At 60.4% G+C, this 26,414-nt stretch carries 19 protein-coding genes; 10 read left to right on the plus strand and 9 right to left on the minus strand.

Annotated features, from left to right (window positions below; translation table 11 throughout):
• Window positions 1–16: 16 nt before the first annotated feature.
• Both J2Y90_RS07655 and gpmI read right to left on the minus strand, forming a co-directional pair.
• On the minus strand, window positions 17–1,303 hold the full coding sequence (locus J2Y90_RS07655) for a murein hydrolase activator EnvC family protein (protein ID WP_253498092.1): 1,287 nt from the start codon (window positions 1,301–1,303) through the stop codon (window positions 17–19).
• A gap of 230 nt (window positions 1,304–1,533) precedes the next feature.
• Window positions 1,534–3,063 carry a 2,3-bisphosphoglycerate-independent phosphoglycerate mutase gene (gene gpmI / locus J2Y90_RS07660; protein WP_083354002.1) on the minus strand — a complete coding sequence of 510 codons (1,530 nt, stop codon included), beginning with the start codon at window positions 3,061–3,063 and terminating at the stop codon, window positions 1,534–1,536.
• Between the two features lie 153 nt (window positions 3,064–3,216).
• Here gpmI and J2Y90_RS07665 point away from each other — a divergent pair, with 153 nt between their 5' ends.
• From J2Y90_RS07665 to secB, 3 genes are read left to right on the plus strand one after another with little or no spacing between them, the layout of a single operon-like run.
• The gene (locus tag J2Y90_RS07665; RefSeq protein ID WP_016772116.1) at window positions 3,217–3,630 is read left to right on the plus strand and encodes a rhodanese-like domain-containing protein; all 414 of its coding nucleotides are present in this window, start codon (window positions 3,217–3,219) and stop codon (window positions 3,628–3,630) included.
• Between the two features lies 1 nt (window position 3,631).
• A complete protein-coding gene (gene grxC / locus J2Y90_RS07670) occupies window positions 3,632–3,886 on the plus strand; it encodes a glutaredoxin 3 (protein WP_253498095.1) in 255 nt (84 codons plus the stop codon).
• A gap of 57 nt (window positions 3,887–3,943) precedes the next feature.
• Window positions 3,944–4,429 carry a protein-export chaperone SecB gene (secB, locus tag J2Y90_RS07675; protein WP_016772114.1) on the plus strand — a complete coding sequence of 162 codons (486 nt, stop codon included), beginning with the start codon at window positions 3,944–3,946 and terminating at the stop codon, window positions 4,427–4,429.
• Window positions 4,430–4,552: 123 nt separating this feature from the next.
• On the opposite strand, the gene J2Y90_RS07680 is transcribed toward secB, so the two are convergent.
• Window positions 4,553–5,008, minus strand: coding sequence for a tRNA (cytidine(34)-2'-O)-methyltransferase (locus tag J2Y90_RS07680; protein WP_016772113.1), 456 nt, complete (start codon window positions 5,006–5,008; stop codon window positions 4,553–4,555).
• On the opposite strand from J2Y90_RS07680, the gene J2Y90_RS07685 reads away from it, so the two are divergent.
• The gene (locus tag J2Y90_RS07685; protein WP_253498098.1) at window positions 5,007–5,447 is read left to right on the plus strand and encodes a hypothetical protein; all 441 of its coding nucleotides are present in this window, start codon (window positions 5,007–5,009) and stop codon (window positions 5,445–5,447) included. The two genes, J2Y90_RS07680 and J2Y90_RS07685, sit on opposite strands and share 2 nt — an antisense overlap.
• Window positions 5,448–5,626: 179 nt before the next feature.
• Window positions 5,627–7,615 carry a leucine-rich repeat domain-containing protein gene (locus tag J2Y90_RS07690; protein WP_253498101.1) on the plus strand — a complete coding sequence of 663 codons (1,989 nt, stop codon included), beginning with the start codon at window positions 5,627–5,629 and terminating at the stop codon, window positions 7,613–7,615.
• 617 nt (window positions 7,616–8,232) lie between these two features.
• On the opposite strand, the gene ntrC is transcribed toward J2Y90_RS07690, so the two are convergent.
• The 5 genes from ntrC to glnA form a co-directional block, all read right to left on the minus strand.
• Window positions 8,233–9,669 (minus strand): nitrogen regulation protein NR(I), encoded by a 1,437-nt coding sequence (gene ntrC / locus J2Y90_RS07695; RefSeq protein WP_016772108.1) that lies wholly within the window; start codon window positions 9,667–9,669, stop codon window positions 8,233–8,235.
• Window positions 9,666–10,751, minus strand: coding sequence for a nitrogen regulation protein NR(II) (gene glnL / locus J2Y90_RS07700; RefSeq protein ID WP_039756599.1), 1,086 nt, complete (start codon window positions 10,749–10,751; stop codon window positions 9,666–9,668). Before glnL ends, ntrC begins: the two co-directional genes overlap by 4 nt.
• Before the next feature lie 230 nt (window positions 10,752–10,981).
• Window positions 10,982–11,605, minus strand: coding sequence for a DUF4124 domain-containing protein (locus J2Y90_RS07705; protein ID WP_253498104.1), 624 nt, complete (start codon window positions 11,603–11,605; stop codon window positions 10,982–10,984).
• Entirely contained in the window at window positions 11,602–12,114 is a 513-nt protein-coding gene (locus J2Y90_RS07710; protein ID WP_253498107.1) for a DUF4124 domain-containing protein, read from the minus strand. Before J2Y90_RS07710 ends, J2Y90_RS07705 begins: the two co-directional genes overlap by 4 nt.
• 284 nt (window positions 12,115–12,398) lie before the next feature.
• Window positions 12,399–13,805 carry a type I glutamate--ammonia ligase gene (gene glnA, locus J2Y90_RS07715; RefSeq protein WP_016772104.1) on the minus strand — a complete coding sequence of 469 codons (1,407 nt, stop codon included), beginning with the start codon at window positions 13,803–13,805 and terminating at the stop codon, window positions 12,399–12,401.
• A 327-nt stretch (window positions 13,806–14,132) separates the two neighbouring features.
• Between glnA and thiI the strand changes: the two genes are divergently transcribed.
• Both thiI and typA read left to right on the plus strand, forming a co-directional pair.
• On the plus strand, window positions 14,133–15,587 hold the full coding sequence (gene thiI / locus J2Y90_RS07720) for a tRNA uracil 4-sulfurtransferase ThiI (protein WP_253498110.1): 1,455 nt from the start codon (window positions 14,133–14,135) through the stop codon (window positions 15,585–15,587).
• A 139-nt stretch (window positions 15,588–15,726) separates the two neighbouring features.
• A complete protein-coding gene (gene typA, locus J2Y90_RS07725; protein WP_016772102.1) occupies window positions 15,727–17,547 on the plus strand; it encodes a translational GTPase TypA in 1,821 nt (606 codons plus the stop codon).
• Between the two features lie 283 nt (window positions 17,548–17,830).
• Here the strand turns inward: typA and J2Y90_RS07730 are convergent, their stop codons facing one another.
• Window positions 17,831–18,268 carry a YkgJ family cysteine cluster protein gene (locus J2Y90_RS07730; RefSeq protein ID WP_042608652.1) on the minus strand — a complete coding sequence of 146 codons (438 nt, stop codon included), beginning with the start codon at window positions 18,266–18,268 and terminating at the stop codon, window positions 17,831–17,833.
• Window positions 18,269–18,527: 259 nt separating this feature from the next.
• Between J2Y90_RS07730 and J2Y90_RS07735 the strand changes: the two genes are divergently transcribed.
• The 3 genes from J2Y90_RS07735 (at window position 18,528) to J2Y90_RS07745 (ending at window position 26,172) form a co-directional block, all read left to right on the plus strand.
• On the plus strand, window positions 18,528–20,978 hold the full coding sequence (locus tag J2Y90_RS07735; protein ID WP_253498114.1) for a glycogen/starch/alpha-glucan phosphorylase: 2,451 nt from the start codon (window positions 18,528–18,530) through the stop codon (window positions 20,976–20,978).
• Window positions 20,979–21,229: 251 nt separating this feature from the next.
• Window positions 21,230–24,811 carry a DUF2339 domain-containing protein gene (locus J2Y90_RS07740; RefSeq protein ID WP_253498117.1) on the plus strand — a complete coding sequence of 1,194 codons (3,582 nt, stop codon included), beginning with the start codon at window positions 21,230–21,232 and terminating at the stop codon, window positions 24,809–24,811.
• Complete coding sequence (locus J2Y90_RS07745; RefSeq protein WP_253498120.1) at window positions 24,808–26,172, plus strand: DUF3999 domain-containing protein; 1,365 nt, start codon at window positions 24,808–24,810, stop codon at window positions 26,170–26,172. The genes J2Y90_RS07740 and J2Y90_RS07745 overlap by 4 nt, the downstream gene beginning before the upstream one ends.
• Window positions 26,173–26,414: the final 242 nt, after the last annotated feature.

Consider the following 26,414-nt stretch of genomic DNA (forward strand, 5'->3'; position numbering starts at 1 on the left):
GAATTAGGCAACGTGCTTATCCTTGCGCACGACACCATTGCGCCGGATCACTCGGGTGACCCTGCTGACGAATTGCGAAATACAGCGCGGGCGTGTCCTGACCGCCACTGTTACCGACAGTGGAAATCGACTCGCCCGCCTTGACCACATCACCCGCCGACTTGAGCAGCGTCTGGTTGTGACCGTAAAGACTCAGAAAACCGTTGCCGTGATCGAGGATCACCAGCAACCCGGCACCGCGCAGCCAGTCGGCAAACACCACGCGCCCGCCGTGTACGGCGTGCACCTGACTGCCGGCGGAGGCGCTGATCATCACGCCATCCCACTTGGTGCGGGCATCGTCGCCGCGGCTTTCACCGAAGCGTGCGAGTAATCGACCATCAACCGGCCACGGAAGTTTTCCCCGGGTTGCAGCAAAAGGCCCGCCAAACGTTTCGCCGCTGCTCGATACCAGCGCGCCGGGGCTTGATCTGACGGGTTTTCGTGGGGCGTCGCTGCTATCAGCCTGCGCCTCACGCAAACGCTTTTTTTCCGCTTCCTGCTGGGCGATCAGCGCTTTCTGCCGCGCTTCTTCTGCCTCACGAGCCTGACGGGCCAGGGTTTCTTCAATGGTTTTAAGGACTTTAGACAGGTCTGCCTGATCCTGCTCGCGGGCGGCCAGTTTCTGGTCGCGGGCTTTCACGTCGTCATTGAGTCTGGCGAGAACCTGCTGGCGTTCCTTGCGGACTTTCTCGAGTGCTTCGCGCTGAGTGTCGAGGTCGCTTTTCTGCACCAGCAACTGCGCTTGCTGCAGGCCGATGTCTTTTTCGACATTGGCCAGTTGGCGCAGGGTTTCGTTGAAGTTCTTCAACTGCTCCAGGCGTGCCTGGCTCAGGTAGTCGTAATAGGTGAGGGTGCGGGCGAACTTCTCGGGATTCTGCTGGTTGAGCAGCAGCTTGAGGTATTCCTGGCGACCGTTCTGATAGGCCGCACGGGCCTGAATGGCGATCAATCGCTGCTGTTCAGTACGCGCGCTCTGGAGTTTTTTTTTCTCTGCATCGAGCCGCTGCAGCTCGGATTCGCTTTTCTGCAGTTCTTTCTGCAGCGCGTCGACCTGCTTCTGCAGCTTGCCCATCTCGGTTTCGGTCCCCTTGAGCTCTTTCTGCACGCCGGACTTTTCTTCCTGCAGCTTGCCCAGGAGCTTCTTCAGCTCGGCAATATCCTGACGCGTGGCGTCCAACTGCTGTTGGGTTTGCGCGCGCTCGTCGGCGAAGGCCGGCTGGAGCAGACAGGTCAGAGCAAGGGCGATCAGGACGCGAAGCATAGGGGCGGGCGGCACCAGGGTAAGGGACGGCCTAGTATGCCCGCCCGAGGCTGCAAAAAAAACGCCCAATTGGGGCTGTGTGATAACTGGACAGAAAAACACTACATACCAATGTAGGAGTGAGCCTGCTCGCGATGGCTTTCTCACATTCAACAGTTAGTTGACTGTCAGATGGCTATCGCGAGCAGGCTCACTCCTACAAGGGTTTTGCGGTGTTTTCTGGATTCGGCTCAGACCAGGATCGAAGTCCCGGTCATCTCCGCCGGTTTTTCCAGACCCAGCAGCATCAGCATGGTCGGTGCCACGTCCGCCAGCACGCCGCCTTCGCGCACCTTCAGGTTGCGTTTGCCGACATAAATGAACGGCACCGGCTCGGTGGTATGCGCGGTGTGCGCTTGGTGGGTTTCTTCATCGGCCATTTTTTCGACGTTGCCGTGGTCGGCAGTGATCAAGGCTTCGCCGCCGACTTTTTCCAGCGCTTCAACGATGCGACCGACGCAGGTGTCCAGGCACTCGACCGCTTTCACCGCGGCGTCGAACACACCGCTGTGGCCGACCATGTCGCCGTTGGCGTAGTTGACGATAATCACGTCGTAACGCTGGTTTTCGATAGCGTCGACGATGCGGTCGGTGACTTCCGGCGCGCTCATTTCCGGCTGCAAATCGTAGGTAGCGACTTTCGGCGACGGAATCAGGATGCGCTCTTCGCCCGGGAACGGTTCTTCACGACCGCCGGAGAAGAAGAAGGTCACGTGCGCGTACTTCTCGGTCTCAGCGATGCGCAGTTGGGTCTTGCCGTTTTTCGCCAGGTAATCGCCGAGAACGTTTTCCAGGCTGCCAGCGGCGAAAGCCGACGGTGCCGGAATGCTCGCGGCGTACTGGGTGAGCATGACGAAACCGGCCAGCTTCGGCTGACGGGCGCGCTCGAATTCCTTGAAATCGTCTTCGACGAACACCCGGGTCAGCTCACGGGCGCGGTCGGCACGGAAGTTCATGAACACCACGGCATCGCCGTCTTCGACTTTCACCGGCTCGCCGATGGAAGTAGCTTTGACGAACTCGTCGCTTTCGCCACGGGCATAGGCGGCTTCGAGGCCTTCCTGAGCGGTGGCGGCGTTGAATTCGCCGTTGCCGTCGACGATCAGGTTGTAGGCCTGAGCGACACGGTCCCAGCGGTTGTCACGGTCCATGGCGAAGTAACGGCCGATAATGCTGGCGATACGGCCCTTGCCGAGTGCCTGGAAAGTCGCGTCGAGCAGTTCGATCGACGAAGCAGCGCTTTTCGGCGGGGTGTCGCGGCCGTCGAGGAAGGCGTGCAGGTAGATTTTTTCCGCGCCGCGCTTGAAGGCCAGTTCGGCCATGGCGATCAGGTGATCCTGATGACTGTGCACGCCGCCATCGGACAGCAGGCCCATGAAATGCACGGCTTTGCCGGCGGCCACGGCTTTATCCACAGCGGCGCAGATAGTCGGGTTCTCGAAGAACTCGCCGTCGCGGATCGCTTTGGTCACGCGGGTGAAGTCCTGATACACCACGCGCCCGGCGCCGAGGTTCATGTGGCCGACTTCGGAGTTGCCCATCTGCCCGTCCGGCAGGCCGACGTCCATACCACTGCCCGAAATCAAGCCGTTCGGCACGGTGGCCCACAGACGATCCAGCACAGGTTTCTTCGCCGCGAACACGGCATTGGATTCGGGGCTGTCGCTGTGACCGAAGCCGTCGAGAATCATCAGGACCAAAGGTTTGGGCGTAGTCGTCATGGAATCCACTCGTGGCTGATAAAGAAGAGGGCGATGGAAAACGGAGTTGGAGTTTAAAGCGAAGTTCCGACCGCGTCACCGCCGGACGGGGTTTGGCCGACCATAGTGGCTGTGTATACTGGCCGACATTTTAACGCCCTGGAACCTCCTTCGATGGTTGCTCACCTGATTGAATTTGCCACTAACCACTACATTCTTGTCGGTATCTTCGTCGTACTGCTGGCTCTGTTGCTGGCGCACACGATGCAGGGCGGCGGTAAAAGCCTGAGCACCGGCGAGCTGACCGCGCTGGTCAATAAAGATGCAGGCGTGGTGGTGGACATCCGTCCGGCCAAGGATTACGCCGCTGGCCATATCGTTGGCGCGGTGAACATCCCTCAAGACAAGCTGGCGGCCCGCGTCGGCGAGCTGGAAAAACACAAGGCCAAGACCATCATTCTGGTCGATGCCCTCGGCCAGACCGCCGGCACCCACGCCCGCGAACTGATGAAATCCGGCTTCACCGCCGCCAAGCTGTCCGGCGGGATTTCCAGCTGGAAAGGCGACAACCTGCCGTTGGTGAAGTGATATGAGCCACGTCGTCGTCTACTCCAGCGATTACTGCCCCTACTGCTCGCGCGCCAAGCATCTGCTCGCCAGCAAAGGCGTGGCCTTCGAAGAGATCAAGGTCGATGGCAAGCCGCAGCTGCGTGCCGAGATGACCCAGAAAGCCGGACGTACCTCCGTGCCGCAGATCTGGATCGGCAGCAAACACATCGGCGGTTGCGATGATTTATATGCCCTGGAGCGCGCCGGCAAACTCGACGCGCTGCTCAAGGGTTGAACGGCTGCACCCACGTACAGCACTCCCTAAAAGACCCAAGATCGATAAGGATCTGAGATGACTGACCAACAGAACACTGCAGCCAGCGAAGAAGAAACCGCACCGCAATTCTCCTTGCAGCGCATCTACGTACGCGACCTGTCCTTCGAAGCCCCGAAAAGCCCGGCGATCTTCCGCCAGCAGTGGGATCCGGCGGTCGGTCTGGATCTGAACACCCGCCAGAAAGCGCTGGAAGGCGATTTCTACGAAGTGGTGCTGACCCTTTCCGTTACCGTGAAAAACGGTGAAGAAGTGGCCTTCATTGCTGAAGTGCAACAGGCCGGTATCTTCCTGATCAAGAACCTCGATGCGGCTTCGATGAGTCACACCCTCGGTGCGTTCTGCCCGAACATCCTGTTCCCGTATGCCCGCGAAACCCTGGACAGCCTGGTCACCCGTGGCTCGTTCCCGGCGCTGATGCTGGCCCCGGTGAACTTCGACGCCCTGTACGCCCAAGAGCTACAGCGCATGCAGGAAAGTGGCGAGACGCCGACCGTTCAGTAAGACGGTTCAGCAACACCCCATGTGGGAGCGAGCCTGCTCGCGAAAGCAGTCTGTCAGACACTTCAATGTTGACTGACACTCCGTAATCGCGAGCAGGCTCGCTCCCACATTTGTTTTGTTGCGTTACTTGAAGTCGTTCTGGCGCCACGCTTCGTACACGGCGACCGCCACGGTGTTGGACAGGTTCAGGCTGCGACAGCCTTCACGCATCGGCAGGCGCAGGCGCTGTTCGGCGGGCAGGGCGTCGAGCACGTCCGCCGGCAGACCACGGCTTTCCGGGCCGAACAGAAACGCATCGCCGGGCACGAACGCGGCATCATGGAACGGCCGTGAGCCCTTGGTGGTGAAGGCGAACACGCGCGGGTTGCCCAGGCTTTCCAGACAGCTGGCCAGGTCAGCGTGACGCTGCAACGTGGCATATTCGTGGTAGTCGAGACCGGCGCGGCGCAGACGCTTGTCGTCCATCTCGAAACCCAGTGGTTCGATCAAATGCAGGTGGCAGCCACTGTTGGCGCACAGCCTGATAACGTTGCCGGTATTCGGCGGAATTTCTGGTTGAAAAAGGATGACGTGAAACATGCACGGCTCCGAAGGTAAAGATGAGCGGCATTCTACGCCGCCTGTGGACAACCGTTCGAAACTATTGCCGCGAGTCATCGGCTCGCTGGCGATTGTCGGCCTGATGATCGGCTTGATGATCGGCCGTCTGACCACGCCGGACCCGAGCGTGCTGGAGCGGGTCGAGGTCACTGATGGTGGCCTGGTGGTGTGGTTCAACAACGAGCCGAAGCTGCACGGCGAGATCATCGACGGCACTCTCGCGCTGCTGTTTCAGGCCGAAGGTCGGCCGCAGAAAGGTCAGCTCAAGCTCAACGGCAGGGACGTGAACTGGCGCACGCGCAAGAGTGACGGCGGGTTGTTGCTGACCGTGCTGGCTGCGCGGCCGTTGCAGGGCGATTGGGCCGGCAGCGAAGTCGATGACCGCTGGCGGTTGGAGGTTCGGTTACAAGAGCCGTGACCTCAATGTCTCGTTCCCTCCCACGTTCCTTTGTCGCATTTCCCACTGCTGCCATCGACCTTTCCGATCCAGTCCACTGCAATCCTGCGCTATCGTCTGCGCTACGCTCAAACGGCAGGATGCCGTACACAAGCTCCTTTGCACACATGCGGGGGCGAATTCTTCAAGGATGAAAAACCATGCCAGTAAAACCACCGCGCCGTGGCGGTACCCACGTGGATTTACCGATCAGCCCGACTCGCTCGACAGATGTGGATACTTCGCTTCCCGGCCCATTGCGACAAACAGGCTTCGATTCAAGCAGCGCTCCGGGTAATCCTCCGTTGCGTGCCGCCGTGGTGGGCGCTCCGCACCCCTCGCCAGCCGTCGTGGTGCATGCGGCTCAGGTAGATGCTCGTTTGCCGAAGTCTCTACCGTCGTTGGACCATTACGTCAGTGCAGTGGCGTCACTTCCACAAGCCAACAGCGAAGGTCTGCGCGTATTCAGGCAACGCACCTATGCCGAGGTGTCCGATGGTCGCATCGTGCTTGTGGCAATCGATTCGGAAACGGGACTCTTCCGTGCCAGATTGCCCAGTGAGTTGTCACCATCTGGCCCGGTGCTGCTGCGCGATACAGGCAGCGGTCTGTGGCGCCTGCGCGAGGTTTCAGTCTCAACCAGTCGAGAGCAGGTCAGAAAATACCTGCCCGATGCGACTGATCAACACGCAGATGACTTTATCTTCCGCTTCGCTGACAGCGAAGCAGCCGAGGCGGAGCTCAAGCGGATAGAGCTTGGATACCCGCAACTGGAGCGCGAACTCCTTGCCTGGGCAGATGCTTCGAAAGGTTCCGATGTCGAAACAATATCTGGACGAGGAGCAATGGCGGCTGAGCTGCGCCGATTGTATAAATGGCAGGGTACAGCTGATGAGCGGGTTTATCATGATGGCCGATTCCGTGGCTTCAATTTGGATGTCGATCTGTCACTTTGGCCGAGCAACCCAACTCTTTCCGCGCAATTCAGTTCAGTTGCCTCTCTAACCCTGAGAGGCGATGCGCAAATGAACCCGGAAATATTCCTTTCGCAATTTCCCGAAATCGAGACTTTCAAAACGGCCAGCTTGATGCGGTTGGGTCGCGGTTCTGGTTTGTTCAGGACCATTCATTATTCAAGATTCAGGCTTGAGCCGGGCATCATTGAGCATCTGGCGAAGCGGCCCCGTTTACGAGAGATGAATCTGCAAGACTGCATTATCGAGCCTGGTTTCTCATTGCTCGGCATGCCAGGGTTGCAGGTTTTGAAAATCAATAACGTTCAGGGAACGGTAGATTTTAATGCCCTGGTAAATGAAGTTTCCGGACTGTCACGCTTGCAAGTGCTCGATCTGCATCAGAACCCTCTTATGAGAGCTGCCCCTCGCATTAGCGGAATGCCGCAACTGCGGATACTGGATCTGACTGATACCGGCATAAGGCGACTGCCCGTCGGGCTTGGTTCTGACAATGGAACACCACAACTGCAAGTTTTGAGACTTGGCGCTAATCCATTGTCGGATGTGCCCTCGCTTGAAGGGATGAGCGCGTTGCAGCAACTTGATTTGTCCGGCACAGGCATCAGTCGCTTCCCCGACGGCATCTCTTCGACTGTTCCCGGCGAAGTTCTGAATGTCGCTGGCAATCGTATCGAGTCGATCCCCGAGTTCCTGGAACTCAGGGCCGGATTCAATCTTGGCGATAATCCCATCACCGATCCCGCCTCCTTGCGGCGCTTGATTCGTGCTCGGCGCAAAACAGGGAGCGATCTCTGGCTGGGTGAGGCGAGTATCGATCCTCGGGCCTATCTATGGTTGCGCAATGTGCCGCAAGAGCAGATCCCTGGAAAACTGGCGCTTTGGGATAGGCAAGTCGCAGCTTTGGACAGGCCTTTGAATCGGCCGATTCGTATGCTGAGTCGCACGCCCGAGTTTCAAGTCGAGCGTCAGCTGTTGCAGCGTCGAGTCTGGGCGTTTCTGGAAAGTTACGATAAGGCAGCTCTCAGCGAACGGGCTCGGTTGGACGCAATTGCGATTAACGAGACCAGTCCCGGAAGAATGCTGGAAAGGCTGGAGGAGGAATTGCGGGCCAGTGATCCGGGCCGTCAAAACGACCCTCTGCACCATTTGCCCAAGCGGCCGAAGCTTGAATGAACGCATGGCCAAAGCAATAAAAGCGGGAATCCCTGACCTGCCTGTATCAGGGTTCCCAAAACGGGGTGGACCTCGCTTGAGCGGCGATCCGGTGTAAAGAGGGAACCCCCGGCCTGCCTGTACCAAGGATCCCAAAAGGGTGGGCTCGTCGCGTTGCGGTATGAGCCCGGTGTAAAGAGGGGAATCCCCGGCCTGCCTGTACCAAGGTCCCCGAAACGGGTGGTGAATCGAATCACCTGTAGAAGGTATTGCAGGCGCCGTGCCAGGTTTTAATCTGCTGAAACAAAAAAGCGCCTGAGAGGCGCTAAAGCCCCGGTACTTCGGGCTTTCGCGTTTTTGAATAAAGGGTTCTTCAGTGTTTTCAGGAGTGATTGTGGCGATACGGCTGTGCGCGATCGCAGGTCATCGTGCATTGATGCGGTGCACGGGGGCCCCTCACCCTAACCCTCTCCCAGAGGGAGAGGGGACTGACCGAGTTGCCCGGTCAAATTACGCCGACTTGAGATACCGAGCCGAACTCAGGCATCGAAACCACCCGAGATCCGCCCCCTCTCCCCCTTGGGGGAGAGGGCTGGGGTGAGGGGGATCGATCCTGAGTACACGACAATCCTTAAGCATTAACCCTCTTCCCCCTCATCATCATCGCCACCATCAACCTTCATCCCCAATTCCTTGATCTTGCGCGTCAGGGTATTACGCCCCCAACCCAACAAAACGGCAGCATCACGACGGCGCCCGGCGGTGTGCTTCAACGCCGTCTCGATCATGATTCGCTCGAACGCAGGCACCGCGCTGTCGAGCAGGCTCGACTGGCCTCGAGCCAAAGCCTGATCGGCCCACTGGCGCAGGGCCTGTTCCCAGTTAGTCACTGGCGCCGAGTCTTGCGGTAAGTTGAGCAGCTCAGGCGGCAGGTCGCTGATGTGCACCTCGCGGCCGGAGGCCATGACGGTGATCCAGCGGCAAGTGTTCTCCAGCTGGCGGACGTTGCCCGGCCACGGCAGGTTTTTCAGGTATTCCTCGGTCTCGCTTTTCAGCAGCTTCGGCTCGACCGCCAGTTCCTGCGCGGCGCGGCTGAGGAAGTGCCGGGCCAGCGTCGGAATGTCTTCGCGACGATCCGACAGGCGCGGTATGTGGATGCGAATGACGTTGAGGCGGTGGAACAAGTCCTCACGGAATTTACCGGCGTGGACCAGCGTTTCCAGATTCTGGTGGGTGGCGGCGATGATGCGTACATCGACCTTGACCGGCACATGCCCGCCAACGCGATAGAACTCGCCATCGGCCAGCACCCGCAACAGACGGGTCTGGGTGTCCGCCGGCATGTCGCCGATCTCATCGAGGAACAGCGTGCCGCCGTCGGCCTGTTCAAAGCGACCGCGACGCAAATTTGCCGCGCCGGTGAACGCGCCTTTCTCGTGGCCGAACAGCTCCGATTCCATCAGATCCTTGGGAATCGCCGCCATGTTCAGCGCGATGAACGGCGAGGCCGCCCGCGGGCTATGGCGGTGCAGAGCGTGGGCAACCAGTTCCTTACCGGTACCGGATTCGCCGTTGATCAGCACGGTGATGTTGGAGTGGCTCAGGCGGCCGATGGCGCGAAACACTTCCTGCATCGCCGGAGCTTCGCCGATGATTTCCGGAGTACGGGTCAGCGCTGGCACCACTTCCAGGCCTTGCTGTTCCTGCGCATGTTGATTGGCGCGTTTGACCAGCGACACCGCTTCATCGACGTCGAACGGCTTGGGCAGATACTCGAAAGCGCCGCCCTGATACGAGGCGACAGCGCTGTCCAGATCGGAGTGAGCGGTCATGATGATGACCGGCAGCCGTGGGTGCTGTTCGCGGATCCGCGCCAGCAGATCCAGGCCACTGGCACCGGGCATGCGGATGTCGGAAATGATCACGTCCGGCTGCTGCCGGGCCAGACGACTCATCACGCCATCGGCGCTGTCGAAGCTCTGGGTGGTCATGCCTTCCTGCTGCAAGGCCTTTTCCAGAACCCAACGGATAGAACGGTCGTCATCGACGATCCACACGGTTTCACTACGGCTCATGTCGATGTGGCTCCTTGTTCCAGTGGCAGGAAGATCGAGAAGGTGGTGTGGCCTGGATGGCTCTCACACTCGATCAGGCCCTGGTGCTGACTGATGATGTTCTGGGTAATGGCCAGGCCCAGCCCGGTACCGTCCGGGCGGCCGCTGACCATCGGAAAGAAAATGGTTTCCTGCAGTTCCGCCGGGATGCCCGGACCGTTGTCGATGATCTCGATCTTGGTCACCAGGCGATGGCGGATGTGGCCGATGGTGAACTGGCGCATGGCGCGGGTGCGCAGGCTGATGCGGCCCAGGCGCAGCTCGTTCTGGCTACTGATCGCCTGCATCGCGTTGCGCACGATGTTCAACACCGCCTGGATCATTTGTTCGCGGTCGATCAAGACATCCGGAATGCTCGGATCGTAATCACGCACCAGAGTGATGCAGCCCTGGCTTTCGGCTTCGACCAATTGGCAAACGCGTTCGAGGACTTCGTGAACGTTGCACATCGCCAGCGACGGCAATTTGTTCGAGCCGAGCATGCGGTCGACCAGATTACGCAGGCGATCGGCCTCTTCGATGATCACATTGGTGTAGTCACGCAGGCTTTCTTCCGGCAGCTCGCGTGCCAGCAACTGTGCCGCACCGCGGATGCCACCGAGGGGATTCTTGATCTCGTGGGCGAGGCCGCGCACCAGCATCTTGCTGGTTTCCTGTTTGGACAGCTGCGCCTCTTCCTTGGTAATCCGCAGCAGGCGATCGCGCGGGTGGACTTCAAGCAGTAGCAGGGTCGCGCCGTTGCTGAGGATCGGTGTGACCGCGTAATCCACGGTCAGGGTCTGGCCGGTGAGGGCGGTGAGCATTGCTTCGCGTTTGGTGAAGGGATGCGCCTGCTCCACCGCCTGGCGCAGGGAATTGAGCGCCTCGGGGGATTCGGTGAACAGCTCGCTGATGAACTGGCCATGGCTGCGCTGCCCGCTGACGGCCAGCAGCATTTCCGCCGCCGGGTTCATGTACTCGAGGCGCAGTTCGGCGTCGAGCAGGATGGTCGCCGTGGTCAGGTTGTCGAGCAGCAAACGGTGGATAGCGTCGCTTATGGTCATCTGGACCCCTTTTGGAGCAAGGCGTGCGCAAGAACAAAGCGCTGATATCGGGAAAATGCAAAAACCAAACCAAGGCTCCGAAAAGAAGCGTTCAAGCCCTGAAACAGGCGTTTGACGCGCGTTTGTATGGCACGACGCCAGCTCAAACGGGAAGTTTCGAACCAAAATGGGTTGGGCTGTGGGCGAGATGCAGTTTAGTGCACCAATAGGGTGCGCATGACTTGCGCGGGCTAGAAGAAGCGCAGAAACGGATTTTTCGGTTCTTCAGGTTTGTCCTTGAGCGGGCATTCCGGACGTACGCCATAGTCGTCGGCGACACAGGGTTTGACCTGACGTTTCTGCGCCAGGGAAATGCGCAGCATGTGGAACGGCTGATTGGCGGTGCGCTCCACGGTACGCCCGGCGGCGTCGAGTATCTCGATGGAAAGGCTGTGGCTGCCGCGATCGATATTGTTCAGCGCAAATACCGGACTGACGCCGGGCTCGCCAGTGGCCTGGCCATCGAGCAACAGGCGATAACGGTGGCCGCTTTGCAGGCCAGGCTCGCTGGTGACGCTGACGATCAGCTCGCCGGCGCTGCTGCGCAGGGTCGCGTCGGGCTCCGGGATCAGGATGCGCAGCATGTCGTAGTGAAAGGGCGGTGGTTCGGCGGATTTTTTCGCTGTGGTGATCGGCGCTGCGGTGTTGGCAGGGACAGCCATGCGATTGCTCGTCGCGATCGGCACTCGCTTGGCGTTGGCGCGCGGCTGGTCGGTGTAGACGCGGTTGCCCTGTGCGTCGATATAGGTGAAGACCTCAGCCGTGGCGGGCAGCGCCATCAGCGCCAGGATCAGCAGCAGCCCGCGGCGGATCATGGTTTGTGCACCCGTTGCACGTTGAGCGCGGCGGGCGGGCTCTGCTGGATGACGGTCTGACCGTCGATCACCTGCACGGCCAGGCGATGCTCGCCGCGATCGACGTTGACCAGTTGCAGAACCGGCACGTTGCTCGGCTGGCCATAGGGCTCGTCGTCCAGCACCAGTCTCAGTTGATGGGGCGGTTGCAGGCGCGGCTTGATCAGGACATTGACCGTGAAGGTGCCGTTGTTGGCGCGCAGGGCCTCGTCAGTGGGCAGACCGGAGAGTTCGAGGATTTCATAGGCGTCGCGCGGCGATTGCGGTGCTTCGGCGCTGGATGATTGCGGCGCGCTCGGTGGTTGCGGTTCGACTCGATTGAGTGGCGGCAACTCGACCGGTTGCGCTTGCACGCCGTCCGGCGGTTGATTGCTGTACGCGGTGTTGCCGTTCGCATCGGTGTACTTGTAGATCTGCGCCACGGCGGGCAGAGCGATCAGCAGCAGAATGTAGAGAAACGTGCGACCCATGAAATCGACCGGGGTTGGAAACTGTGGGTAGCAGCATAGGACAGGTGCGGCGGTTGGCCCAGCCTCGGCACACATCCAGAGATCGTTCAGACACCACAAATCCCCTGTAGGAGTGAGCCTGCTCGCGATGGCGTCGTGTCAGTCGCCAATTTTTTCAACGACCCACCAGATCGCGAGCAGGCTCACTCCTACAGGGTTCATCGTCGGGCTAAAAATCCAGGCAATAAAAAAGGCCTCCCGAAGGAGGCCTCTTTTGTCACGCCACTTTACGCAGCGCTACCGGATCAGCAGCTGTAGTACAGCTCATATTCCAGTGGGTGTACGAAGGTGCGAACCTTGATTTCTTCTTCCGATTTCAGCGCGATGTAAGCGTCGATGAAGTCGTCGGAGAACACGCCGCCCTTGGTCAGGAACGCGCGGCCCTTGTCCAGCTCTTCCAGGGCTTCTTTCAGGCTGCCGCAAACCTGTGGAATCTCTTTCGCCTCTTCAGGCGGCAGGTCGTACAGGTTCTTGTCGGCGGCATCGCCTGGGTGGATCTTGTTCTGGATACCGTCCAGACCGGCCATCAGCAGAGCTGCGAAAGCCAGGTACGGGTTGGCAGCCGGATCCGGGAAGCGCGCTTCGATACGGCGGGCTTTCGGGCTCGACACGTAAGGAATACGGATCGAAGCGGAACGGTTGCGCGCCGAGTAGGCCAGCATCACTGGAGCTTCGAAGCCTGGTACCAGACGCTTGTAGGAGTTGGTCGCCGGGTTGGTGAAGCCGTTCAGGGCCTTACCGTGCTTGATGATCCCGCCGATGAAGTACAGAGCGGTGTCGGACAGGCCGGCATAGCCTTCGCCAGCGAAGGTGTTCTTGCCGTCTTTCCAGATCGACATGTGTACGTGCATGCCCGAACCGTTGTCGCCGTACAGTGGCTTCGGCATGAAGGTCGCGGTGCGGCCGTAAGCGTCGGCAACGTTGTGCACAACGTATTTCAGGGTCTGAACTTCGTCAGCTTTCTTCACCAGGGTGTTGAACTTGACGCCAATTTCGTTCTGGCCGGCAGTTGCCACTTCGTGGTGGTGAACTTCAACCGACTGACCCATTTCTTCCAGTGCGTTGCACATGGCGGTACGGATCTCGTGGTCGTGGTCGAACGGTGGAACCGGGAAGTAGCCGCCTTTCACGCCTGGACGGTGACCCTTGTTGCCGCCTTCGATGTCCTGGTCGGACATCCACGAACCTTGCTCGGAGTAGATCTTGAACATCGAGCCGGAGATGTCCGACTTGAATTTAACCGAGTCGAAGATGAAGAATTCTGGCTCTGGACCGGCGAATACGGTGTCACCGATACCGGTGGCTTTCAGGTGCTCTTCGGCACGCTTGGCGATCGCACGTGGGTCGCGGTCGTAGCCTTGCATGCTCGAAGGCTCGATGATGTCGCACACCAGAATCAGGGTTGGGTCTTCGGTGAACGGATCGAGAACGGCCGTTTCGTCGACTGGCATCAGGATCATGTCGGAGGCTTCGATGCCTTTCCAGCCGGAGATGGAGGAACCGTCGAACATCTTGCCGACTTCGAAGAAGTCGTCATCCAGCGCATCGCGAGCCGGCATGGTCACGTGGTGCTGAGTGCCTTTGGTGTCCGTGAAGCGCAGATCAATCCACTTGACGTCATGATCTTTGATGAGTTGAACCGACTTCGACATAGTGTCCTCCGGGTGAATTAGGGCGGGTAGTGGATGCCCTTAATAATGGTGATGCCGGCGCGAATACTCTGCCAAGGCAACCTGCCTCACAAGGGAGCAAATTGCATGCCAGTGCCCCAGCATGGGTTTTTTGCCCCAAATTCACGCTTATTAAGGTGCGCGAGGTAGTGAATCGACAAATCTCGCCCCGTAATGTTGCGTTTGAATTCAGAAATGACCTGTTTTGGTGCGTGTAAAACCTTCTGCACATTAACTGGTTAAACCTTGAGCAATTTCCGCTATAATCCGCGCCCCCCTTTTTCGGCTGGCCGTTCGCGCGCTGTTTTCATGAAACTTATCGTAAAAGTCTTCCCCGAGATCACCATCAAAAGCCGACCTGTCCGGACGAAATTCATCCGCCAGTTGGCCAAGAACATCCGCACCGTGCTCCGTGACCTGGACCCGGCCGTGGTGGTGAACGGCGTGTGGGACAACCTCGAGCTGGAAACCCGCGTCACCGACGCCAAAGCCTTGAAAGAGATGGGCGAGCGCCTGACCTGCATGCCGGGCATCGCGCACTTTCTGCAGATCGACGAGTACCCGCTGGGCGACTTCGACGACATCACCGAAAAGTGCAAACAGCACTACGGCGATGCGCTGGCCGGGAAGATTTTCTCGGTACGCTGCAAGCGTGCGGGCAAGCATGCGTTCAGCTCCATGGACGTCGAAAAATACGTCGGCAGCAAGCTGCGTCGCGAGTGCGGTGCAGCCGGAATCGACCTGAAAGCGCCGGAAATCGAAGTTCGTATCGAAGTTCGCGACAAACGGTTATTCGTGATTCACAGCCAGCACAACGGCATCGGCGGCTACCCGCTGGGTGCGCTGGAGCAGACGCTGGTATTGATGTCCGGCGGCTTCGACTCGACCGTGGCGGCTTACCAGATCATGCGCCGCGGCCTGATGGCGCATTTCTGCTTCTTCAATCTCGGCGGGCGTGCCCACGAATTGGGCGTGATGGAAGTCGCGCATTTCATCTGGAAGAAGTACGGCAGCTCGCAACGCGTGCTATTTGTCAGTGTGCCGTTCGAGGAAGTGCTGGGCGAAATTCTCGGCAAAGTCGATAACAGTCATATGGGCGTGGTTTTGAAGCGTATGATGTTGCGCGCCTCGTCCGAAATCGCCGAACGCCTGCATATCGATGCGCTGGTCACCGGTGAAGCGATCTCCCAAGTGTCGAGCCAGACGTTGCCGAACCTGTCGGTGATCGATTGCGTGACCGACAAGCTGGTGCTGCGGCCGCTGATCGTCGCGCACAAGCAGGACATCATCGACACCGCCAACGAGATTGGCACCGCCGATTTCGCCCGGCACATGCCGGAATATTGCGGCGTGATTTCGGTCAACCCGAAGACCGCCGCCAAGCGTGGCCGGGTTGAGCACGAAGAGAAAGAATTCGACATGGCGGTACTCGAGCGTGCGCTCGCCAACGCCAAACTGGTGCCGATCGATCGGGTGATCGACGAATTGGGCCAGGATTTGCAGATTGAAGAAGTCAGCGAAGCGCTGGCCGGTCAGATCGTGATCGACATCCGCCACCCGGATGCCGCCGAGGATGACCCGCTGGAAATCGCCGGCATAGAGGTACAGACGATGCCGTTCTATGCAGTGAACGCACGTTTCAAGGAACTGGACCCTACGCGCCAGTACCTGCTGTATTGCGACAAAGGCGTGATGAGTCGCCTGCATGCCCACCATTTGCTCAGTGAGGGGCATGCCAATGTGCGCGTTTATCGACCGAGCTAAGTGCCCGGGGCTGTTTGCCTGTGGCCTGCGTCACCGGCCCCCCGACACCGCCGTCAAGCTGTAACGGCCATGCCGGACACTACTGCTAATCGCTGCCATGACTTGTCAGCAAACCGAATCCTCTGATCGAGATACACAAGTGATCGAAAATCTACGCAACATCGCCATCATTGCCCACGTTGACCACGGTAAAACCACCCTGGTAGACAAACTCCTGCGTCAATCCGGCACCCTGGAGCGCAACGAGCTCAACGACGAGCGCGTGATGGACTCCAACGACCAGGAAAAAGAGCGCGGTATTACCATTCTGGCGAAGAACACCGCCATCAACTGGAACGGCTACCACATCAACATCGTGGACACCCCGGGCCACGCCGACTTCGGCGGCGAAGTTGAACGCGTAATGTCGATGGTCGACTCCGTTCTGCTGCTGGTTGACGCTCAAGACGGCCCTATGCCGCAAACCCGTTTCGTGACCAAGAAGGCTTTCGAAGCCGGCCTGCGTCCAATCGTGGTGATCAACAAGGTTGACCGTCCAGGCGCGCGTCCGGACTGGGTTCTGGACCAGATCTTCGACCTGTTCGACAACCTCGGTGCGACCGAAGAACAACTGGACTTCCAGGTTGTTTACGCTTCGGCCCTGAACGGCATTGCCGGTCTGGACCACACCGCCATGGCGGAAGACATGACTCCGCTGTACCAGGCAGTAGTCGACCACGTTCCGCCTCCGGCCGTTGACCGTGACGGTCCGTTCCAGATGCAGATCTCGGCACTGGACTACAACAGCTTCCTGGGTGTTATCGGTGTTGGCCGTATCGCTCGCGGTCGCGTCAAGCCGAACACCCCGGTTGTCGCTATCAGCGCCGACGGCAAGCGCCGCAACGGTCGTATCCTGAAGCTGATGGGTCACCACGGTCTGCACCGCATTGACGTTGACGAAGCAGCAGCCGGCGACATCGTTTGCATCAGCGGCTTCGACGAGCTGTTCATCTCCGACACGCTGTGCGATATCAACACCGTCGAGGCGATGAAGCCGCTGACCGTTGACGAGCCAACCGTTTCCATGACCTTCCAGGTAAACGACTCGCCATTCTGCGGTAAAGAAGGCAAGTTCGTGACCTCCCGTAACATCAAGGATCGTCTGGACAAAGAGCTGCTGTACAACGTTGCACTGCGCGTTGAAGAAGGCGACTCGGCTGACAAGTTCAAGGTTTCCGGCCGTGGTGAGCTGCACCTCTCGGTACTGATCGAAACCATGCGTCGCGAAGGCTTCGAGCTGGCCCTGGGCCGCCCTGAAGTGATCATCCGTGAAGTTGACGGCGTGAAGCAGGAACCGTTCGAAAACGTCACCATCGACATCCCTGAAGAATCCCAGGGCAAGGTCATGGAAGAGATGGGGCTGCGTAAGGGCGACCTGAGCAACATGGTGCCGGATGGCAAGGGCCGTGTTCGTCTGGAATACAACATCCCTGCTCGCGGTCTGATCGGTTTCCGTAACCAGTTCCTGACCCTGACCAACGGTGCTGGCATCCTGACCTCGATCTTCGACCGTTACGCTCCAGTGAAGTCGGGCCACATGTCCGGCCGTCAGAACGGCGTTCTGGTTTCGGTTGAAACCGGCAAGGCTCTGACCTACTCGCTGGAAACCCTGCAGGCTCGTGGCAAGCTGTTCGTAGAACACGGCCAGGAGATCTACAACGGTCAGATCGTTGGTCAGAACAGCCGCGACAACGACCTGGGTGTCAACCCAACCAAAGGCAAGAAGCTCGACAACATGCGTGCTTCGGGTAAAGACGAAACCATCGCTCTGGTCCCACCTGTTCGCTTCACTCTGGAACAGGCTCTGGAATACATCCAGGAAGACGAGCTGTGCGAAGTCACGCCTAAGTCGATCCGTCTTCGCAAGAAGATCCTCGACGAAAGCGAGCGTACCCGCGCTGCCAAGAAAGCCAAGGCGTAATTCAGCCCTGGAATAGAAAACGCCCCCGGTCGCGAGACCGGGGGCGTTTTTGTTTGTCCGGGATCAAAAGCCCCTCACCCTAACCCTCTCCCAGAGGGAGAGGCGACTGATTGGGGATGCTCAGGAGATGCATCGACCTGAGCGAATTCTGCCGAATCCAGAGTCGATTTGGCGGGCTTCACCGAATCCATAATCGACTGGTTTTTTCAGGTCGGTGTATGGCGCCAGACACCTCGGTCGGCTCCCTCTCCCTCTGGGAGAGGGCTGGGGTGAGGGTTTGCTGTTAAAACTTCTCGATCGCTCGGGAATTCTGCACGCGCTCGACTTCCTTCGGCTTGTAAGCGCAATACCCCGGCCGCGGGCCGATTTTCGGGTGGTTGCGGCAGGTGTCCGGGCGCTTGTCATAAATGGTGCACAGGCGGCTTTTACGATCGAGGTAATAGCAGTCGTTGTTGCTCATGCGCTGGAGGGTGAAGATCCCCGACTTCTGATTGAAGCGTTCGACCAGACCTTCCTTTTGCAGACGCTTGGCGATGTTCTTCGGCGGATCGCCCAGTTCGAATTCGTCGACCACACCGATGCGCACCAGATCCTTGATTTTCACTTCGACCGGCAGCGTGCAGCAGCTGGACATGCACGAGCCGCACATCGGCGCCGAGTATTTGGCCCACGTATCGAGACGATCAATCTCGGCGGCGGCAATCAGGTTGGGCTTCATCATCGGGAGTTACCAGGCGTGTGTGCATCAGGGCGCGCGATCATACCGGGAGTGGTGGAATTTTGAACAACCTTTCGCCGGATATTTTTGCAACGACTGCAATTTGCCCGAGAGGACGGCACGGCCCCTGCATTCATTGGTTCATCCGCCAAGGTTATGTCGGACTGGTGCACAGTCCGGGCAAATACCGCCGAACCAGAGCCGTTACCGCCGGTCAGACCGTCTAGGCTCAGAAAATTCCCGCTCGCTCGAGGTCCTGTTGATGACTCAAGAACCACTAGTTCGCGAAGCAGAGGTGGCCGCATTCCGCGACGCCGTCCTGACCAAACTCACCTATGCCGTGGGCAAAGACCCTGATCACGCCTTCGACCATGACTGGTTCGAAGCCATTGCCCTGGCCGCGCGTGATCACATGGTCGAACACTGGATGGACCACACCCGGCAGATCTACCGCAAAGGCCAGAAGCGGGTTTATTACCTCTCGCTGGAGTTTCTCATCGGCAGGCTGCTCTACGACAGCCTGAGCAACCTCGGCCTGCTCGACGTCGCCCGTGAGGCGTTGACCGAACTGGGCGTCGATCTGGAGCGCATCCGCCTGCTGGAGCCCGACGCGGCGCTCGGCAATGGCGGCCTCGGTCGTCTCGCGGCGTGCTTCATGGAAAGCATGTCGACCCTCGGCATCGCCGGCCATGGCTATGGCATTCGTTATGAACACGGCTTGTTCCGTCAGGCGATTGTCGATGGCTGGCAACAGGAGCAGACCGAGCACTGGCTGGATTTCGGCAACCCTTGGGAATTCGAACGGCCGGAAGTGGTGTACCCGATCGGCTTCGGCGGCAGCGTCGAAACCGTCACCGATGCCAATGGCAAAACCCGTCAGGTCTGGTCGCCGGCGGAAACCGTGCGCGCGATTGCCTACGACACGCCGGTGGTCGGCTGGCGCGGGGCGAGCGTCAACACCCTGCGCCTGTGGCGTGCCCGCGCCATGGAAGATCTGCACCTGGAGCGCTTCAACGCCGGTGACCACTTGGGCGCCGTGGCGGAAGTGGCCCGCGCCGAGAGTATCTCTCGCGTCCTCTACCCGGCAGACAGCACCGAAGCCGGGCAAGAGCTGCGTCTGCGTCAGGAATATTTCTTCGTCGCCGCCTCGCTGCAGGATCTGCTGCGCCGTCACCGCAACATGCACACCTCGGTGCTGACCCTTGGTGACCACGCGGCGATCCAGCTCAACGACACTCACCCGTCGATCGCGGTGGCCGAACTGATGCGCCAACTGGTCGACGTTTACGACGTGGCGTGGGACGCGGCGTGGCAAGTCACCGTCGACACGTTGTCGTACACCAACCACACGCTGCTGCCGGAAGCACTGGAAACCTGGCCGGTCGGGCTGATGGAGCGCATGCTGCCTCGGCACATGCAGATCATCTATCTGATCAACGCCCAGCACATCGACTCGCTGCGGGCCAAGGGCATTCACGACTTCGACGTATTGCGCGCGGTGTCGCTGATCGAAGAAGACAACGGCCGCCGGGTGCGCATGGGCAACCTCGCGTTCCTCGGTTCGCACAGCGTCAACGGCGTGTCCGGTCTGCATACGCAGCTGATGCGCAAAACCGTATTCGCCGAACTGCACAAGCTCTATCCGGAGCGGATCAACAACAAAACCAACGGCATCACCTTCCGCCGCTGGCTGTATCAGGCCAACCCGGAACTGACCTCGATGCTGATCGACGCTCTCGGCCCGGATGTGCTCGACCATCCCGAAGAGCGCCTGCTCGAACTTGAACCGTTCGCCGAGAAAACCGCGTTCCGCAAAGCGTTCGCCGAGCAGCGTTTGCACAGCAAGAAGGCGCTGGCCTATCTGATTCACGAACGCCTGGGGATTGCAGTCAATCCGGCGGCCATGTTCGATGTGCAGGTCAAACGGATCCACGAATACAAACGCCAGTTGCTCAACCTGCTGCACACCGTGGCGTTGTACCAGGCGATTCGTGCCGAGCCGGAAGTCGACTGGGTGCCACGGGTGAAGATTTTCGCCGGTAAAGCGGCGGCGAGTTATCACCAGGCCAAATTGATCATCAAACTGACCAACGACATCGCCCGGGTGGTGAATAACGACCCGACTGTGCGCGGCCTGCTGAAAGTGGTGTTCCTGCCCAACTACAACGTCAGCCTGGCCGAGAGCATCATCCCGGCGGCGGACTTGTCCGAGCAGATTTCCACCGCCGGTTTCGAGGCCTCGGGCACCAGTAACATGAAGTTCGGCCTCAACGGCGCGCTGACCATCGGCACCCTCGACGGTGCCAACGTGGAAATGTGTGAGCGCATCGGTGCCGAGCACATGTTCATCTTCGGCCTCAGTGCGCAACAGGTTGAAGCGCGCAAGCAGAACCACGAGTTCAGCGCCGTGCCCGACATCGCCGCGTCCCATCGGTTGAATGATGTGCTGCAAGCGATTCGCAGCGGTGTGTTCTCGCCGGACGACACCTCGCGCTACACCGGCCTGATCGACTCGTTGATCGACTATGACCGCTTCCTGGTCTGCGCCGACTTCGACTCCTACTGGGAAGCGCAGAAGCGCGTCGATGCGCACTGGCATGACTCGCAGAACTGGTGGCGCTCGGCGGTGCTCAACACCTCGCGGATGGGCTGGTTCTCCTCGGACCGGACGATTCGCGAATACGCCACGGATATCTGGAAAGCTTTGGAGTAACTTTCCCCGACAAATCTGCGCAAGGCCCGACGTTTGTTGGGCCGGATCGATATACTGAGCGCCGGTTACAAGGCATCAATCACCGCCGTACCCTGTGGGAGCGAGCCTGCTCGCGAAGCGATCGTCGACTTAAACAGAAATGTTGGCTGACAATCCGCCTTCGCGAGCAGGATCGCTCCCACACGGTTTGTGCCTAGACTGAAGCCATCGCCGGACTCGCCTCGCCTCGGGGCTGCTTAGGGATATCGACCATGCAATGGATGTTCATGTTGATCGGGCTGGTGCTCGGTGGACTGTTTGACGAGTCATTCAGTGGCGCGCTGTTGGGGGCGCTGCTGGGGCTGGTCATCGGCCAGACGCTACGCATTGCACGCCTTGGCGCGCAGGCGGCGGAGCAGCAGCGCCAACTCGAACAGGTGCGGGAAGCCTTGCAGGGCGTGGCTCAGCGGCTGTTTGTGCTGGAGGGCTCGCCCTCGAATGCGCCAACACCGCCACCTGAAGTCGAGCCTGTCGCCGAACCCTTCGACGTGGCTGAGCAGGCCGCCCCGACCCCTGAGCTGATCTGGGAGCTGCCTCCCGAACTCGAACCGATCTCAGCCGCCGCCCGCGAAACCAGTCAGCCGCTACCGGCTGATGTCTGGCGCGCCGAGCCGGCGCCTGCTGCCTCTCCACAACAACCAGCCGAACCCCGTGGCCCTAACCTGGTCGAACGCGGCATCAGCGCTGCGCGCAACTGGCTGTTCGGCGGCAACACCGTGTTGCGCGTCGGTGTGGTGCTGCTGTTTTTCGGTCTGGCGTTTTTGCTGCGTTACGCCACCGAAGGCATGGTCGTGCCGATCGAGTTGCGTTACGCCGGTGTCGCGGCAGCGGCATTGGCCCTGCTGGCGCTGGGCTGGTGGCTGCGCCGGCGCAACAGCCACTATGCGTTGATGCTGCAAGGCACCGGGATCGCGGTGTTGTACCTGACGGTGTTTGCGGCGATGCGTCTGCATCCGTTGCTCGATCCGTCTGCTGCACTCGGCCTGCTGGTCGCGGTGACGGTGTTCTCGGCGATTCTGGCGATCACTCAGGATGCGCTCGGATTGGCCGCAGCGGCGGCACTTGGTGGTTTCGCCGCGCCAATCCTGACTTCTACCGGCGAAGGCAACCACGTCGCCCTGTTCAGCTATTTCGCCTTGCTCAACGCCGGGATTCTCGCCATCGCCTGGTTCAAGGCCTGGCGCCTGCTCAACCTGATCGGCTTTGTCGGCACCTTCGGCATCGGTTTCGCCTGGGGCCTGCGTTCCTACACGCCGGAACTGCTGTGGAGCACCGAGCCGTTCCTGATTGTGTTTTTCCTCATGTACCTCGCCATCGGCCTGCTCTTCGCCCGGCGCAAATTGCGCGACTTGCCGAACGCTCCGACGGAGGCTGATCGCGAGGCGCTGCTGCAATGGTCGGCACGCAAGGGTGATTACGTCGACGGCACCATGCTGTTCGGCCCGCCGATCATTGGCTTCGGTTTGCAGTTCGCCTTGGTCCAGCACCTCGAATTTGCGGCGGCGTTCAGTGCGTTGGCGCTGGGCATGATCTATATGGCGCTGGCCAAAGTTTTGATGGGCGGGCGCGCGATGCTGCTGGGCGAAACCTGCCTGGCGCTGGGAGTGATTTTCGCCAGCCTGGCGATTCCGCTGGGGCTCGATGCGCGCTGGACTTCTGCGGCGTGGGCCGTGGAAGGCGCGGGAATTTTCTGGCTCGGGTTGCGTCAGCATCGGCCGTTTGCCCGGGCCTTTGCCTTACTGCTGCAACTGGGTTCGGCACTGGCGTTTCTCAGCCAGTTGCAGCCCGGCGAGAGCAGCCTGCTCGACGGCGCACCGCTGGGCGCGCTGATGCTTGGCGCCGCGCTGCTGTTCAGTTTCTTCCAACTGCGCAAGGCTACGCCCGAGCAAACATTGCCGTGGGAAAGGCAAGGCCTGCCAGTGCTGGCGTGTCTGGGTCTGACGTTCCTGTATCTGCTGGCGCCGTTGTTCCTGTTCATCCAGGGCACAGCGATCAGTTGGGCCTTGGCCGGGTTGGCGACCTTGTTTGTTGGCTTGCGAATTCAATCGCGCACATTCCTGTTTACCGCGTTCGCCGTGCAGTTGCTGGGCGGCGCGTTGTTCCTGTTGCGCCTGCAAACGGCCGGCGAAGATTCGGCGGCGGTGTTCAGCGCTGGATGGAGCGGTTTGCTCAGTGCGTCCTTGATCGGGCTGGCCTTGATCGGCGGCATGCTGCTCGCGGCGCGGGACGAGATGGTGCGCGGCGATGTGCGCCTGCTGCGCGGCTTGTCGGTGGTGCTGCTGGCCGGCTTGGTGCTGATCAATCTGGCGGTGCTGTTCGTGCTGCCGTGGCAAACCGCGAGTGCAGTGTGGGCGGCCAGCGGCTTGCTGATCATCTGGCTGAGCCTGTACCTGCAACAGCGTCTGAGTTTCGTCTTCGGGTTGCTGTTGCAGGTGATCGGCGGCCCCGCGTTTTTGCTCGCCGGCCCCGAGTTGCTCGGGCCGCTGTCCAGCGAAGGGCTGAAACCGTTGGCCCATGGCGGATTCTGGACGCCGTTGGTACTGGGGCTGGCGGCAATGGTCGGCGCGTGGCGCTTGCAACTGGGCAACCATGCCTCGGCGTTTGATGCCTTGAGTTTGCAGCGCTTGTCGCAAGTGCTGCTGGTCTGGGGCGCCGGCTGGTGGACGCTGGCGTGGGTCAGCGAAATCCTGCGTTTCGCCTCGCCAGACTTGCAAGGCACATTGTTGCTGCTAGTCGCTGCGATCAGTGTGGCGCTGTTGACGTTGTTGGCATTGCGCCTCAAATGGCCGGCGCTGGGTTTGCTTTGCACCTTGCTGATTCCGGCGGCGGCGCTGATTCTGCTCGGCGCGTGGCATGGACGTTATCACCCGGCCGCCGACTTCGGCTGGCTGGCCTGGCCAGCGCTGTTCGCGGTGCATTTCTTCAGTCTGCGCCGCTTGGCGTCGATGCTGCCGGCGCGCGCGTTGAGCGCGGCCCATGTTCTCGGTTGCTGGCTGCTGATCGGCGTGCTGGCGCTGGAGTTGCGTTACGGCCTGCTGCTGATGTCCGAGCAATACAACGCGTGGCGCTGGCTGGGCTGGGCGATTCTGCCGAGCGTTTACCTGTTGCTGATGGCGGCACCGCGCGACTGGCCGTGGCCGGTCGCCGCGTTCACCCGCGAGTACCGCTTGTATGCGGCGGCACCGCTGGCCGTGCTGATGCTGGCGTGGTTCTGGCTGGCCAATGGCGTCAGCGATGGCAATGCCGAACCGTTGCCCTATGTGCCGTTGCTCAACCCATTGGAGCTGGGTCTGCTGTTTGCGTTGTTCGGGGTTTATGTCTGGTCGCGCAGCGCCGTTACGCGGTTGTCGGTCCGCCAGGATTACGCGGACCACGCCACGCAACTGATCGCCGGGGTCTCGCTGTTCGCTTTCTGTACCGCGCTGGTCACTCGCGCTGCGCATCACTGGGCCGGCATTCCGTTCGAGCTTGATCAACTGCTCGCGTCGATGCTGGTGCAGGCCGGCCTGTCGATCGTCTGGACGTTGATGGCGCTGGGGCTGATGATCGGCGGCCATCTGCGCCATCGCCGCGAAGTGTGGCTGATCGGCGCGGCCCTGATTGCGCTGGTGGTGGCCAAACTGATTTTTGTCGAACTGAGCAACCGTGGCGGCCTCGCCCGGATCGTCTCGTTTATCGGTGTTGGCGTGTTGCTGCTGGTGGTCGGCTACTTTGCGCCGCTGCCGCCCAAACGCGTCGAGGCTGAACCGGCGGCGGACAAACCCGCGCCGGAAACCGAAGGAGTTGCATCTTGAGTCGCATGCTGAATCTGGGGTGGTTGGCGCTGGGCGTGGTGATGCTGGCCGGCGCTCAGGAAAAACCGGCGGACTTCGCTACGCAGGTGCCATTGTCGGTGAGCGGCAACGGTCCGTGGTATCGCCTCGACCTGCCGCTGAGCGCGCAATTGCAGGCGCGCCAGACCGATCTCAGCGACCTGCGCGTATTCAACGCTGCCGGCGAAGCGCAGGCTTACGCCTTGGCTCGCGAGTCGGCGCAGACCCGCGACGACGGCAAGCTGCAGGAGGTCAAGTGGTTCCCGCTGTACAACGCCGCCGACGCCAGCGAGCGTGCGCCGAATGTGCGCGTGCAGTCGACCACCAATGGCACGCTGGTGGAAGTGCAGCCGTCCTCGCAACTGGAGGCGGGCGAGGAAGTGCTGCGTGGCTGGCTGCTCGATGCCAGCGCGATAAAGGCGCCGCTGCAGCAGTTGATCCTCGACTGGACCAGCGAGCGCGACGGTTTCCAGCGTTTCACCATCGAAGCCAGCGACGATCTGCAGCACTGGCAGTCCTGGGGCGAAGGCCAAGTGGCACGGCTGACCTTTTCCGATGAGCGCATCGAACAGCACGAAGTGACCTTGCCGGGGCAAACCGCGCGTTATGTGCGCCTGCTGTGGGAGTCGCCGGGTTCGGCGCCGATCCTGACCTCGGCGCAACTGAAAAGCAGCGACCCGCGCAACTTGCCGCTGCCCTTGGTCTGGTCGCCGAGCGTGGCCGGCACCAGCAGCAAATCCGGGGAATACATCTGGCAGCTGCCGATGGGGCTGAATGTGGAACGGGTGCAGGTGGAGCTGAAACAGCCGAACAGCCTGGCGCCGGTCGCGCTAGCTGGCCGGCGCGAAAGCAACCTGCCTTGGCAAGCAATGAGCAGTGGCTTGCTGTATCGCCTGACCCAGAACAATCAGGACGTGGTACAGAACGAAATCGCGCTGTCCGGGCAGACCGTGCAGCATCTCAAGCTGACCGTGGATGAGCGCGGCGGCGGTCTGGGTGAGCAGGCGCCGGACCTGAAATATGCGGTGCGCGCCACGCAGGTGATTTTCCTCGCCCGGGGCGAAGGGCCGTACAGTCTGGCGCTGGGCAATCCGCATGTGAAAGCGGCGAACCTGCCGCTGGCAACGCTTATTCCGGATTTCAAACCACAGATGCTGGCCACACTGGGCAAGGCAGCGGTGCAGGGCGAGGCGCTGGCCACGCAAACCTCGACGGCGACGACGGCGGCGGTGGCCGGGACCAACTGGAAGAAGCTCGGCTTGTGGGCGGTGTTGTTGCTCAGTGTGGTGTTTCTCGCAGCGATGGCGTTCAGCCTGTTGCGCAAGCCCCCGACCAATACCTGAGCATGGCGGCGCTGCGCGCCATTCGCGAGCAGGCTCGCTCCCACAGTTGAAATGCATTCCATTGTGGGAGCGAGCCTGCTCGCGAAAGCGCCCGGGCAGACACTGAAAATCTCAATCGCTCATGCCGAACCGAACTACGCTCAATCCGACACCTGAACTCTCCACCGACAATCACGTCTCATACAGGCAAATACACCCAGGCGCACGTTAGCCGGCGTCTTCGCTCGCTAGGTTTTCAGACT

Origin of the sequence: Pseudomonas koreensis (genome assembly GCF_024169245.1) — a bacterium.
Lineage (GTDB): Bacteria > Pseudomonadota > Gammaproteobacteria > Pseudomonadales > Pseudomonadaceae > Aquipseudomonas > Aquipseudomonas koreensis_F.

Excerpts from the sequence above, each read along its gene's own strand:
- J2Y90_RS07655 (WP_253498092.1), bottom strand. The coding sequence starts at position 1,303 with ATGCTTCGCGTCCTGATCGCCCTTGCTCTGACCTGTCTGCTCCAGCCG.
- gpmI (WP_083354002.1), bottom strand. The coding sequence starts at position 3,063 with ATGACGACTACGCCCAAACCTTTGGTCCTGATGATTCTCGACGGCTTC.
- J2Y90_RS07665 (WP_016772116.1), top strand. The coding sequence starts at position 3,217 with ATGGTTGCTCACCTGATTGAATTTGCCACTAACCACTACATTCTTGTC.
- grxC (WP_253498095.1), top strand. The coding sequence starts at position 3,632 with ATGAGCCACGTCGTCGTCTACTCCAGCGATTACTGCCCCTACTGCTCG.
- secB (WP_016772114.1), top strand. The coding sequence starts at position 3,944 with ATGACTGACCAACAGAACACTGCAGCCAGCGAAGAAGAAACCGCACCG.
- J2Y90_RS07685 (WP_253498098.1), top strand. The coding sequence starts at position 5,007 with ATGCACGGCTCCGAAGGTAAAGATGAGCGGCATTCTACGCCGCCTGTG.
- J2Y90_RS07680 (WP_016772113.1), bottom strand. The coding sequence starts at position 5,008 with ATGTTTCACGTCATCCTTTTTCAACCAGAAATTCCGCCGAATACCGGC.
- J2Y90_RS07690 (WP_253498101.1), top strand. The coding sequence starts at position 5,627 with ATGCCAGTAAAACCACCGCGCCGTGGCGGTACCCACGTGGATTTACCG.
- ntrC (WP_016772108.1), bottom strand. The coding sequence starts at position 9,669 with ATGAGCCGTAGTGAAACCGTGTGGATCGTCGATGACGACCGTTCTATC.
- glnL (WP_039756599.1), bottom strand. The coding sequence starts at position 10,751 with ATGACCATAAGCGACGCTATCCACCGTTTGCTGCTCGACAACCTGACC.
- J2Y90_RS07705 (WP_253498104.1), bottom strand. The coding sequence starts at position 11,605 with ATGATCCGCCGCGGGCTGCTGCTGATCCTGGCGCTGATGGCGCTGCCC.
- J2Y90_RS07710 (WP_253498107.1), bottom strand. The coding sequence starts at position 12,114 with ATGGGTCGCACGTTTCTCTACATTCTGCTGCTGATCGCTCTGCCCGCC.
- glnA (WP_016772104.1), bottom strand. The coding sequence starts at position 13,805 with ATGTCGAAGTCGGTTCAACTCATCAAAGATCATGACGTCAAGTGGATT.
- thiI (WP_253498110.1), top strand. The coding sequence starts at position 14,133 with ATGAAACTTATCGTAAAAGTCTTCCCCGAGATCACCATCAAAAGCCGA.
- J2Y90_RS07730 (WP_042608652.1), bottom strand. The coding sequence starts at position 18,268 with ATGATGAAGCCCAACCTGATTGCCGCCGCCGAGATTGATCGTCTCGAT.
- J2Y90_RS07735 (WP_253498114.1), top strand. The coding sequence starts at position 18,528 with ATGACTCAAGAACCACTAGTTCGCGAAGCAGAGGTGGCCGCATTCCGC.
- J2Y90_RS07740 (WP_253498117.1), top strand. The coding sequence starts at position 21,230 with ATGCAATGGATGTTCATGTTGATCGGGCTGGTGCTCGGTGGACTGTTT.